The following is a 12670-nucleotide window of genomic DNA, read 5'->3' on the forward strand; positions in this document are numbered from 1 at the left end:
AACAACCCCAATTAAAACTCAATAAGTTTGAGCTTATTTTTTCAATATTAGCCTGTCATTAGTTATTGGACTTTTACTATACTGTGGACGGATTATCAGAGCGAGTTTTCATCCATGTCGTTATGCTGTAACGTGTTTTTAAAGTTGGATTTACTTCATGAGGTAATTCACTATTGAAGCAAATCAATCGGTTTCCAATGGGTAGAACATTTCGTAGAAGATTGTTTTCTTTGTCATACAGTTTTAACTCGCCTTGGTACTCCTCTAACCAGTCATCATTAAGATAATACACACAAGAGATCTTTCGCGATTTGGTTGTTGCAAACTGATCGACATGGCGTTTATAAAAGGAACCTGGGGCGTACACTGCAAAATGCATCTCTAGCTCAGTAAGCCCTAAATAAAGGCTCTCATTCAATAATTGAGCTAATTGGGAAAGTTGATCAATGTAATGGTGGACCTCTACAGAACAGGATTCAGCGTCGATCCACATAATACTATCAGTGCGGATATCTACGTTGTGATGAGTTTGTGATTGCCTACCTATTTTAGCTTTTCTAAACTGATTTTGTTGATTCTTTTCTTGGACATAGGTGCGTAGAGCTTGATAAATTTCAGGGTCTAGAAAATTGTCTATAATGTGAAAGCCTTGATAACAGAGCTCTTCAATTATTACATCGGTTTTAAGCAACGTCCATTACCTTAAGTCTATAGAAGGTTTGTTGTGCAAATTTTACAATAACTTGATGATGATGAAAACCTTTGTTATGCCTTCGGTTACACCAAGGCTATGGGTTAAATCGATTTAAAGGACGGAGATAGTGGGTGGAGCAAGGGGTCGTCCCCATTCTTTTTACCTTAGTTTTTCTGAGACTGAGTGACATTTTCTAAAAGCATTTGATGTGCTTTCCATTCCGGCATAAAGCGACTCATTAAATCATAAAATCGCTTGTTGTGACTTGCCTCTAATAAATGCACCATTTCATGAACGAGGACATATTCAAGACAAACCAAGGGCTTGTGAATTAATTTAAGACTTAGCCAAATTCTTTTATCCCTAGTATTGCAACTGCCCCAACGAGTTTTCATTTGCCTTATACCCCATTGAGCTACTTCTACACTCAATACGGGCTCCCATTTTTGAATGAGTTTAGGAAGTAGATTGCTCATTTCCCTTTTATACCAATTATTAAAAGCGGTGTTGATTTGGAGAGATGAAGCACCAGGTTTTGTGTAGAAGAAAATTAAATGGTCTTTGATTTGAATAACAGAAGGTCCTTCATGCTCTTCAATAATTAATAAAAACGATTGACCAAGAAACTGAATGGTTGAACCCGTAGTTAGAACTGAATCTAAATGATAATCTCGTGAGCGAATAAGCTCTTGTTTTTTCCTGATCCAGATCATTTTATCTTGCAATAATTGATGAATTAAGCGTTCAGGATATCGCAATGGAACACTCAATTTTACTTGGCCACTGGGAGGATAAATGCGTAAATTTACATTTTTAATGGATTTACGAATGATCTCCACAGAAAGATCGTCAATGGTGATGAACATTGAATCAACGTACCTCACCTACACAAGGACTATCGATGTATTCATCATTAACATTTAGAGTCATGTTCACGCTCGCTCGTTGATAGCGGGCTAGAATATCATATTGCTGCTTGGTGATATAGCCATAAGAATCTCCACAACGGACTAGAGATGTAGCATAGGTAACTGGTTTTTTTTGCAAATGGAGATCACAATCCCAGCGGAATTTTGTTAAATCACAATCAGCCATTGCAACGTTTAAAGGTAATAGGAACAAGAACAAACCATTGAGTAATTTATTATTGTTTTTCATAAAAGTCCCCACCTGAATGATTATTTCTTCCATGACTAAAGTATAGATTAGTTTGATTGATTTATTTGAATTTTTTCTTTCAGTAATTCCTTTGTTTACAAGATTTTTAATCATTTTAGTGATATAAGTAGCGTATTGTATCGATAGTTTTCGGACAATCTATGTTGAATTCTAGTAAAGAGTACCTTCAAGCTTTGCGTGATGGAAAATTCGTTCTTTTTTTACAGTGGCCTAAATTTGTTATTCAAAAATACTATAAGGATAAAAGGGATACAGATCCATATGCTGATGCAGATGACACGCTGAGTTTATTAATCTACGAATGGTTAAATAATGGCTTTTGTATGGATGATGTTAAACAGTTTGCCATTTTGTATGCAGTGTATGAGCTAGAGTCTACACCTATTGCTGGTAATTTATTGTATTCCTTAGCATCGGTTTATGGTGCACTCACCCCATGCATGGTTTATTCATCTCAAAATCTGCAAAAAGAGTATTTGAGATCCGAAGTCTTAAACGCTTCTCAAATAAGTACATTGATGAAAAAAAATCTATCCCTTATGGATAATGATGCGTATCAGAAATTTTCTGCAGAAGAAGTAGAAAAATTCCGTAAATTAACTGAGGAAGTAAAAGCATCGGATCTCAAAAAGGCACACCTAGAGATCAGCGCCATAGCTCGAGTCAGATCTGTGATTGATAGGTACCTTACTGCACTTCAGTCTTCAAGTGACTCCTTAGATAAATTAAAATCCACAAGATATAGTTTGGTTGTGAGATTAGCGATTTATTTTCAAGAGCAGACAGAAATAACCTCTGAAGTGACTGCTCAAATTGAGGAGTATGTAAAACAGATTAGACTTTCACAACCCAGTGACGACGAAGAACAGTTTTTGGAACAGTTAGCGCCACTGTCATTTACTGAATCAGCTGCGAGATTTTTTACTTTGTTTAGTATCAACTTTTTTAAGTTGGTAAAACCACAACTATTGAGCATCGATGCTAGCACAGATAAGGATAAACCAACTAATGGTACAGATGCTCGGCCAAAAGCAGATTAAATTTTATTTTGCACAAAATGCCCAACATGTTCTATTTTAAAATTGCCTATTAGAGAGGCTGAAATAGTCATGATGAGCACTTTAGAGTATATCTTAAAGCGATTAAATGAAACTTAATCTTCTTTTCGACCAACTAATTTTTCTTTGATGCGTGCAGCACGTCCAGCTAAATTACGGAGGTAATACAGTTTAGCACGGCGAACATCACCCCGCCTTTTGACAGTAATACTGTCTACGATTGGACTGTAAGTTTGAAAAACACGCTCAACACCAACGTTATGAGATATTTTTCGTACTGTGAAAGCTGAGTTCAAACCACGGTTACGTTTAGCAATAACAACGCCTTCAAAAGCTTGCAAACGCTCACGAGTACCTTCAATTACTTTAACTTGTACAAGTACTGTGTCACCTGGATTAAAATCAGGGACTTCTTTGCCTTGCATTTGCTCAGCATTGATTTGGTCAATAATATTAGTCATGGACTACTCCTCAAATTGGATCTTCCTCACTAGGAATCACCGTGTTCGCACTTAAACTCCGCAAGCAATTGCTTGTCAGTTTCACTTAATTCTATGTTTTCAAGTAAATCCGGTCTTTTAAGCCAAGATTTACCTAAAGATTCTTTTCGTCGCCATCGCTCTATCTCGCGATGATTGCCATTTAATAATACATTTGGCACGTCTAAACCATCGATGCTTGCTGGTCGTGTATAATGGGGGCAATCCAGCAAGCCATTCATAAATGAATCTTGCTCTGCTGAGCCTAGATGCCCAAGGCTACCTGGAATTAAACGTATTAACGCATCCATATAGACCATTGCAGCAAACTCACCACCACTTAATACAAAATCTCCCAGAGACCATTCTTCATCTACATGTTGAGTAATGATCCGTTCATCAATCCCTTCATATCGTCCAGCAATAAACAACAGAGGTTGTTTCCTTTCAGCTACGCAATTCAAATCACGTTGCTTGATCTGTTTTCCTTGCGGACTTAAATATATCGTTTTGCAGTGTTTTTCCATTTGACTGCGTGCATGCATAATAGCAGCGTGTAATGGTTCATACATCATGACCATCCCAGGCCCACCTCCGTAGGGTTTGTCATCGACTTGCCTATAAGGTCTGGAGGCCCAATCTCGGGGATTCCAGTAGTCAATTTTGACTAAGCCTTGTTCTATTGCTCTGCCAGTAACCCCATATTTCATGCTGTCGAATAATTCAGGTAACAGGCTAATTACGCCAAGATGTAAGATCACTTAAAAATCTTTATCCCAATCTACTAAGATGACTTGTTTACTGCTATCTATATTTAATACAAATTGCTCAGGTAAATAAGGAATTAAATATCTCTTTTCACCTTGCACCACAAGCACATCATTGGAACCTGTTGGCATGATTTCTATAACCTTGCCTAAAGAGTCCTGTTGTTTATTTATTACACTCATTCCTACTAGTTGGAACCAGTAATACTCCCCTGATTTCAGTTCTTCAAGCTGCTCTTCTTGTACAGCAATATTGGCATTGGTTAGCAATGCCACTGATTCCCTTTCAGGATAACCTTCTATTTTCACAACGATGCTATTATTACGTGCTTCCATTGTGACAAGCTTAATAGGCTTCCATTGCTTATCTAAATAGACATGCCAATCAGAGTAGCGAACAATATTATCTTTAGGGTCTGTAAAAGAATGAACTGTTACAAAGCCTTTAATGCCATGTGGTCTGCCAAATCGACCAATTACTACCCAGTTAGTCATACTCACTTGAATTAAGCAGCAGAGCTCTCGGCTTTATTGTATTCTTTAATTAATGCAGCTACTCGATCAGATAAACGAGCACCTACTTTTTGCCATTGGCTTAATTTTTCCATATCCACATGTAGTCTTACTTCTTGACCGCGTGCTATAGGATTAAAATACCCAATTCGCTCAATGTAATTACCATCACGACGCTTACGGCTGTCAGTTACAACCATGTGGTAAAATGGACGCTTTTTGGCGCCGCCTCTTGATAAACGTATAACGACCATTGTCTTCCTCTAGTTAGAGTGGTTACATAAAAATGTCGTGTATTGTACGAAAATTACATCGACATGTGAAGCAGATTTAAGAATTATTTTAGATCATCAGGAAACATGCCCTTTAGTCCAGTCATACCACCGAGCCCACGCATCATTTTCTGCATTCCACCGGGCTTGGTGAATTTTTTCATCATTTTTTGCATTTGTTCAAATTGCTTTAAAAGTCGATTTACATCTTGAATTTGTGTTCCAGAGCCTAATGCAATACGTTTTTTTCGCGAACCTACTATAATTTTGGGAATTCGGCGCTCTTTAGGAGTCATTGAGTTGATAATTGCAATGGTTTGAGCCATTGCTTTGTCATTCACTTGTTGCATGGCTTGTTGAGGTAATTGACTCATTCCGGGTAGTTTAGTCATCATGCCAGAAATTCCACCCATACTATTCATTTGCAGTAATTGCAGTTTAAAGTCTTCCAGATCAAAGCTTTTACCTTTTTTTAATTTTTTAGCTAGCTTTTCACTGGCTTGTTTATCTGCTTTTCGCTCAACTTCTTCAATTAAGGTGAGAATATCACCCATTCCTAAAATTCTTGAGGCTATTCGCTCAGGATGAAATGGTTCGAGAGCCTCTATTTTTTCACCACTACCGATGAATTTAATAGCTTGACCAGTAATTTGGCGAACAGATAATGCAGCTCCACCTCGTGCATCACCGTCCGTTTTAGTAAGAATCACACCCGTCAGTGGGAGAGCATCATGAAAAGCTTTAGCAGTATTTGCAGCATCCTGCCCTGTCATGCTATCCACAACAAATAGGGTTTCAATTGGGCTGATTGCCTTGTGCAAACCTTTAATTTCGGTCATCATTTCTTCATCGACATGCAGACGACCTGCAGTATCAATGATCAGAACATCCATGTACTGTTTTTTTGCACTATCTAATGCTTTTTGTGCGATAGTAATTGGATTTTCATTGGCATCAGATTGAAAAAATGCCACGTCAACTTGCTCAGCAAGCACTTTTAATTGTTGAATAGCTGCAGGTCTATAGACGTCAACACTAGCAAGCATGACTTTTTTGTTTTCAGTCTCTTTTAAGTAACGAGCAAGCTTAGCGGTACTGGTTGTTTTACCAGAGCCTTGAAGACCCGCCATTAGAAATATTGCTGGGGGCTGTGTTTTTAAATTAAGTTCTGAGCGTTCATCGCCCATCACATGAATTAACTCATCATGCACTATTTTTATGAATGCTTGATCTGGATCTAAGCTAGTTAGTACTTCTTGCCCAAGCGCTTTTTGTTTAACTTGTTCAATAAACTCTTTAATAACTGGCAACGCAACATCAGCTTCAATCAATGAAAGCCTTACTTCACGCAAAGCATGTTGGATGTTGTCTTCACTGATTCGACCTTGACCCCTGAGGTTTTTAAAGGTACGAGTTAAACGTTCGCTTAGATTCTCAAACATAAAAAGTACTCAAAAAAACAGCTACTATAGCATACAGAATCAAAAGTATTCTACTTCCATTACTTGGTATTATGCTCCTAGAATAGATTCCAAGAGGGTTTCATTGTTGTTTCTAGAGGAGCGGAATTAAAATGCCCTCTCTCTTTGCTGGAATACTTATGTCCAAATTTCGCGTATTTTTTACAATCAAGCAAAAATAAGATTTTGTTACATTTACCCTGAATACTAATTTCGTTACTATTAAGGCACTTTAATGGATATCAACTTTTGATCCAAAAAAGTTAATTAACACGGAGTTGTATGCAAAAAGAAAAAGTAATCATCATTATCCCTACTTATAACGAAGAGGAAAATATAGCTCAAACAATACATCAAATCTTGGAGTGTACTGATCAAGTGCAAGATTTCCAAATTGAGGTGTTGGTTTTTGATAGCAATTCAAAGGATTCTACAGCGGGTATTGTGAAATCTATAGCTGAGCATTGTTCTAGGGTGCATTTTGCGCAAGAACCTTTTAAAACGGGATTAGGTTCTGCCTATTTACAAGCCATGAACATTGCTATGAGTACTTTAAATGCTGATATTGTCTTTGAATTTGATGCAGATGGTTCTCACCAACCTCAGTATATTGTTCCCATGTTAGAAACAATGAAAACTCATGATGTTGTTGTCGGAAGCCGCTACGTTCCTGGAGGTTCTATACCTAAGAATTGGGGCTGGCATCGTAAATTTTTATCAGTAGTTGGCAACTGGATTGCTCGTTTGGTACTGACAAGAAAATACAAAGACCTTACCTCAGGATTACGGGCTGTACGCACGAATGTTTTAAAAAAAGTCCTGCCTTCTCAATTTTTATCCAGTCAATATGCTTATAAAGTTGAACTTTTTTGGTTGTTAGTCCAATCAAAGGCCACAGTTTCCGAATATCCAATCGAGTTTATCGATAGAGAAAAGGGCAATAGTAAATTACCGAGGAATAGCATCGTTGACACTCTACGCGTGCTGTTTCGTCTCCGACAACAAGACGTTCAACAATATGTGAAGATGTGTAGTGTTGGCTTGCTGGGCGCAATCATTCAATTTAGCTTATATAATTATCTGCGAAGCATTCATTTTTCTGCTTTTTTTGCTAGCCAAATTGCAATCAGTGCTGCAATCGTATCGAATTTTACCCTGAATAATGCATTCACTTTCCAAGAGAAGCTTCTATTTAAATGGACTAAGCCTTATTTTTTAATACGGTTATTTCAATTTATTGTTTACTCTGTTGCAATGATTTTTCTGCAGAGCTCCTTTGTCCATATGGCTGTAGAATTCATGGGTTCTGGAGTTTTAAAAGAGAATTTAATGGTTGCTGTTGGGATTGGAATAGGGTCCATTATCAATTACTTATTTTATTCGAATGTGATATGGTCTAAGCAACTGCCAGATCAGCCATTAGAACAGCGGTAGGCATGTAAAGGCGCCCTGATTAGTATTGGTTGACACTGTTTAAAATAGTTTTTCATACAAGTGCTTCTGTCGTAAGCATCAATGTATAAAACCTCAGATATTTCTCCTCTTTGAATGGATTTGAGCAAATGTTGGCTCCATAATTTATACTGATTTTGTTCGGAGCCACAATCAATCGTATAAATTTCAGGTTTATCCTTTAGAAAAAACAACATTCTGGCTTCAAACCATCCCGGTGTGATTATCGTTCGAGGGAGTAGTGTATGCTCTTGGTTGAATTGCTGCAAAGCGCGGTAATGTGCCATTTTTTTTCCGTGAAAGAGATCAAAATAGACAGTATTGGATAATAAAATTCCCACGCTACTTACTGCGTAACCTATGATTAGGAAATGGAATAATTTTTTAATTTTGAGCTCTTGGTAACAAAATCCCCCTAAAATTGAACTGGTAATTAAAAATTGAGTTAACCAATAGTACCGAATGGCAGTGTCGCTGGATTTGAAGAGAAAGAAAATAAGATAGGTCATTGATACAACGAAACAAAACTGCAAAGCGTATGATTTTCGATCTTTATCTAGGCGGAAATAAAACCATAAAGGCATTACCATAAAATTTAGAATAGGCAGAAAAACACTGACTATGGATTTGAGTACATTTATTATCCCTGATTGGGAATTAACCAATTGATGAGCCTTTAATTGATAGATAAACGATTGCCAATCATGGAGATAATTCCAATAAATGACTGGAATGAAAAGCACAAAAGCAATAAATATGGCTAAATAGAAATGGATTGATTTGAACAAGACTCGGTAGGGTGATCCCATCAGAAATAACATAATACCAAGCACTAGAACAACTCCAGTGTATTTTGATAATAGCATCAGTCCTATGCAAACACCGACAGCATATAAGGATGTTACCCTGTTTGTTTTGATGTATTTACAAACATAATAAACTGTCATGGCCCAAAATAAGGTCAAGGGTGTGTCATAGGTGGTTTGATTTAATAGATCCAAGGTAATCAGAGGAGCAAATAGCCATAGTAAAACAGCAATATAGCTCGCTTCTTTGCTCATTAGGAGTTGGGCTGTTTTGAAGATAAATAAGCAAGTAAATCCCACTACAATAATGCCAACAAGGCTAAGAGCAAACAATGAGTCTCCAAATAGCCAAGTGGATACCTTAATAAAGTAGGCGATCATTGGTGAGCCATCATAGTAAGATAAATCCAAATGGCGACTCCAGTCCCAATAATAATAGGTATCGAATGCAAGTAAATGTATAGGGGCTATTATCAGGGCTATTAAAAAATAAAGGACGATGTACAAGTGAAAAGGTAATATTTTACTGGCTGGGAGTGATTCTAAAACTTCAATCGACCTTATTCCGTCTGGCACTTCGCTAACCCTATTTTTATCAGGACTTACGAAAAACGCGCGATCTCTTCGTTAACAATAACTGTCAATTCAGTCACTAGGTACCTCTACACTTCTTCTTTGACTTTGATTGTTGTCTCGACCTTGGGGTTTTTCGTAAGTCCTGTCTATGAATCTTCGATGAATGGATTTGTAGATAACTATACCGATTTATTGAGAGCATATCCAGAAGGAAGAGCGTCTAATTGATCTCGACTATTGCTATTAATTCAATTTATACTCAATTGACTAAGGATAGTACGAGGCTTTATCAATGGAATTTGTGTATATTTTTTTCATTCTTACGCTTGCTTTTGTGGCTTTATGTGTTCTCTATAAATTAAAACCTAAACCATTAGATCCTGATTCTCTGACTCATGAAGAAATTAAAAAAGTGCGATCTAAATTCAACCATCCCGATGTGGATGGCGTTTGTTATGGATTTACCTTAAATTGGGCTCAAGACGTAGCTCAAGGGAACGAGGAACAATTTTATCAAAAGCTAAGTGCTATGAGGTTACATCGAGCTGATTTACCCAGCGCTCTAAAAGGCATAGGGTATAAAGAAGCATCAAATCAGGAATTAACTTCAGAAGAAGAGGTTACTAAAACTCTACCAGATCTGTTTGAAAAAATTTCAATTGCTCAAGATCCGGATGATTACAGAGAAAAATATGGCGCATTAATCAGGCAGCCAGATATCAGCACTATATTAAGTAAAATAAATACGGAGTCCACACCGGCAAAACATGTATTTTACAAAACTCATACCTTCGCAAATAAATCAGAAGCCATCAAGTATTTTGATTTTCTAAGAAGTTTAGGTTTGAAAGAGCATGTGGCTGTAGTTATTAGCACAGCAGACCATGCTATGGGATTTAAGAGATTAGGCGACCAATGGCTTTTTATTGATATCAACAAGCTCTATAAGCAAAATAAAGAGATACCTTACTTTAAAGTATCTGCGAGTGAGCTGGTTGATATTTTGTACGACAGTAGTTTTGATGACAATATTCAAAGTCGACTCACAGTGAATACTGACTTTATTTCAGCACAAGATGAGCCTTATTTGCTTGCTGGATTAAAAAATGCGTTCCCAGTATTTCCTCTCGGTTCAAAAATTTCTTATAAAGACAAAATAGACCTGTTTAAATTAGCTGCAATTCAGGGAGACATGGTTACGGTAAAAAAATGCCTTAATGCTGGACTGTCCGTTTTTTCTAAAAAACCACTGGATGATAACTCCCCAATTCTGAAAGCAATTGACCAAGGAAGGCGCGACGTATTTGCTGCAATGATTCGTTCATCACCTAATCGCCTTAATCAAAAGCGTAAAAGCGATGGAGCAACATTGTTGCATTTGGCCTGTAAAAAAGGGGGGAATGGAATCGTTGAAGAATTAGTGCAATTTAAGCGCTTAAATGTCGATGCCCAGGATTTCAATGGGATGACTCCTTTGATGTATGCTTGTAGATTATCGATCTATACGAACGATGCTCAATTAATCCAGCTGATGTTAGACAGAGGCGCTTCTTTAACAATAAAAGATAAAAAAGGACTGACTGCACTGGATCATGCACAAGAGACGGGACATAAGATTGCTGAAGGTTTGTTGGTTGAGAAATTGAACGAACATAAAACGCACGATCTTGGGGAGCGAGGGAAACATACTTCAGGTAGGCATTTCACCTTTTTTAATGCAAAGATCAACGAGCAGAGTATTCCCTCATCACCGCTCAATGCAGGGCCTGCCAATAGTTAATTTGGGTTCATAAAACGGTTAATTATCACATTAATATGGTTTTCAAAGATTGAAAACCATATTATGCTTGGCACAATATGTAAGAATAAGTGATTTTTGTTTAAAATTTGGGCTATTATTAAGCTTTTCTTAAGTTTATTTTATTATAATAGTCATTTAGCTCCCATTAGTTCTCACTCAAGGAATACGATGAGCAATAGAAAGCATTCATTAACTGTCTTTAGTTTGACGATGATTACTGTAGGATCTGTGGACAGTATACGTAATTTGCCAGCAACGGCCTTGTTTGGAAGCCAGCTCATTTTTTATTTCATCCTTGGTGCATTGTTTTTTCTTATTCCGACTGCATTAGTATCTGCTGAATTAGCTTCAGGATGGGCTAAGCAAGGTGGTGTATATGTTTGGGTTAAAGAAGCATTTGGGAAAAAAACAGGTTTCTTAGCCATTTGGTTGCAATGGATTGAAAACGTGATTTGGTATCCTACTATCCTTTCTTTTGTTGCAGGAACTATAGGGTACTTAATCAATCCCAGTTTGACCTCAAATCCTTATTTCTTATGGTTTGTTATTGTCACCTGCTTTTGGGGGGCAACGATTATTAATTTGCGAGGTATGAAATCATCAGCCAAGTTCAGCAATCTATGTTCATTAGCAGGACTTTTATTGCCTATGTCACTAATTATTGGTCTAGGCGCTGCTTGGATATTCCAAGGAAATCCATTGCAGATTCAATTTAATGCTTCAAGTATCGTTCCCCATCTCTCTGATAAAGGCATGTGGGTCTCCTTAACAGCGATTATCTTATCATTTTGCGGTATTGAAATTGCGACTGTGCATGCAAATGATGTGAAAAATCCCCAGCATGCTTTTCCTAAAGTCTTGGTGTATTCAGTAGGGATAATATTAAGTACTTTAATCCTAGGCTCTTTAGCTATAGCAGTGGTATTGCCTCAAAAAGACATCAACTTAGTAGCAGGTATCATGCAAGCATTTTCAGCATTCTTTACTTCCTATAATATGGGATGGATGATGCCGGTTGTCGCAGTTATGTTGGTTCTTGGTGGTTTAGGTGGCGTTAGTAACTGGATTATTGCTCCGACTAAAGGTTTATTGGTAGCCGCTGAAGAAGGTAATTTACCTGAAATCTTCAGTCGCACTAATGCTAAAGAAGCTCCCGCAGCGATGTTATACACGCAAGCAACAATAGTAACCGTATTGTCAGGATTGTTTTTATTTATGCCTTCAGTGAATGGCTCATATTGGTTATTAACAGCATTGGCAGCTCAATTGTATATGCTTATGTATTTCATTATGTTTTTAGCGGCTATTAAGTTGCGCTTAAGCCAACCCAATCAGCCTAGACCATTTGCAATTCCAGGAGGCCTATTTGGAATGTGTTTTGTGGCAGGGATTGGAATTATTGGCGTATTGACTACTTTAGCAGTCAGTTTTATTCCGCCAGAGGGAATTAATGTTGGTAGTACAATGCGTTATGAGTTGACCTTGGTGATTGGCTTGATTTTAATGTGTGCCCCTCCCTTTGTGAGCAATTGGCTGCAGCCGAAAGATGCTGATCTTGAGCCAGCGGTTTAATCCAAAAATTGAGTTTCATGCGAATTAGCTCAGGTTAGAAG

The 12670-nt window shown here is 37.5% G+C and carries 13 protein-coding genes; 4 read left to right on the forward strand and 9 right to left on the reverse strand.

Annotated elements, in window-relative coordinates; all coding sequences use genetic code 11:
- Positions 1-76 precede the first annotated feature (76 nt).
- The 3 genes from Lwal_RS12160 to Lwal_RS12170 form a co-directional block, all read right to left on the reverse strand.
- Complete coding sequence (locus Lwal_RS12160; RefSeq protein ID WP_058481075.1) at positions 77-691, reverse strand: 2OG-Fe(II) oxygenase; 615 nt, start codon at positions 689-691, stop codon at positions 77-79.
- Between the two features lie 167 nt (positions 692-858).
- Positions 859-1560, reverse strand: coding sequence for a M48 family metallopeptidase (locus Lwal_RS12165; protein WP_058481076.1), 702 nt, complete (start codon positions 1558-1560; stop codon positions 859-861).
- A 4-nt stretch (positions 1561-1564) separates the two neighbouring features.
- A complete protein-coding gene (locus tag Lwal_RS12170) occupies positions 1565-1852 on the reverse strand; it encodes a hypothetical protein (protein ID WP_058481271.1) in 288 nt (95 codons plus the stop codon).
- Positions 1853-2013: 161 nt separating this feature from the next.
- Between Lwal_RS12170 and Lwal_RS12175 the strand changes: the two genes are divergently transcribed.
- Positions 2014-2913 (forward strand): helical bundle domain-containing protein, encoded by a 900-nt coding sequence (locus Lwal_RS12175; RefSeq protein WP_058481077.1) that lies wholly within the window; start codon positions 2014-2016, stop codon positions 2911-2913.
- Between the two features lie 113 nt (positions 2914-3026).
- On the opposite strand, the gene rplS is transcribed toward Lwal_RS12175, so the two are convergent.
- From rplS to ffh, 5 genes are all read right to left on the reverse strand, one after another.
- A complete protein-coding gene (gene rplS / locus Lwal_RS12180) occupies positions 3027-3392 on the reverse strand; it encodes a 50S ribosomal protein L19 (protein WP_058481078.1) in 366 nt (121 codons plus the stop codon).
- Positions 3393-3421: 29 nt separating this feature from the next.
- Positions 3422-4171: a tRNA (guanosine(37)-N1)-methyltransferase TrmD gene (gene trmD / locus Lwal_RS17725; protein ID WP_058481079.1), complete on the reverse strand. Its 750-nt coding sequence runs from the start codon at positions 4169-4171 to the stop codon at positions 3422-3424.
- A complete protein-coding gene (gene rimM, locus Lwal_RS17730) occupies positions 4172-4672 on the reverse strand; it encodes a ribosome maturation factor RimM (RefSeq protein ID WP_058481080.1) in 501 nt (166 codons plus the stop codon).
- Between the two features lie 11 nt (positions 4673-4683).
- A complete protein-coding gene (rpsP, locus tag Lwal_RS12195; RefSeq protein WP_058481081.1) occupies positions 4684-4944 on the reverse strand; it encodes a 30S ribosomal protein S16 in 261 nt (86 codons plus the stop codon).
- A gap of 83 nt (positions 4945-5027) precedes the next feature.
- Complete coding sequence (gene ffh / locus Lwal_RS12200) at positions 5028-6404, reverse strand: signal recognition particle protein (RefSeq protein ID WP_058481082.1); 1377 nt, start codon at positions 6402-6404, stop codon at positions 5028-5030.
- Positions 6405-6704: 300 nt separating this feature from the next.
- On the opposite strand from ffh, the gene Lwal_RS12205 reads away from it, so the two are divergent.
- Entirely contained in the window at positions 6705-7856 is a 1152-nt protein-coding gene (locus Lwal_RS12205; protein WP_058481083.1) for a glycosyltransferase family 2 protein, read from the forward strand.
- Here Lwal_RS12205 and Lwal_RS12210 read toward each other — a convergent pair.
- The gene (locus tag Lwal_RS12210; protein WP_095197483.1) at positions 7835-9256 is read right to left on the reverse strand and encodes a glycosyltransferase family 39 protein; all 1422 of its coding nucleotides are present in this window, start codon (positions 9254-9256) and stop codon (positions 7835-7837) included. The two genes, Lwal_RS12205 and Lwal_RS12210, sit on opposite strands and share 22 nt — an antisense overlap.
- Before the next feature lie 292 nt (positions 9257-9548).
- Here Lwal_RS12210 and ankG point away from each other — a divergent pair, with 292 nt between their 5' ends.
- Positions 9549-11036 carry a Dot/Icm T4SS effector AnkG/AnkZ/LegA7 gene (gene ankG / locus Lwal_RS12215; RefSeq protein ID WP_058481084.1) on the forward strand — a complete coding sequence of 496 codons (1488 nt, stop codon included), beginning with the start codon at positions 9549-9551 and terminating at the stop codon, positions 11034-11036.
- 189 nt (positions 11037-11225) lie between these two features.
- Complete coding sequence (locus Lwal_RS12220) at positions 11226-12629, forward strand: amino acid permease (protein ID WP_058481085.1); 1404 nt, start codon at positions 11226-11228, stop codon at positions 12627-12629.
- The last annotated feature ends 41 nt before the right edge of the window (positions 12630-12670 follow it).

Origin of the sequence: Legionella waltersii (assembly GCF_001468085.1) — a bacterium.
In the GTDB taxonomy this organism is placed as follows: Bacteria; Pseudomonadota; Gammaproteobacteria; order Legionellales; family Legionellaceae; genus Legionella; species Legionella waltersii.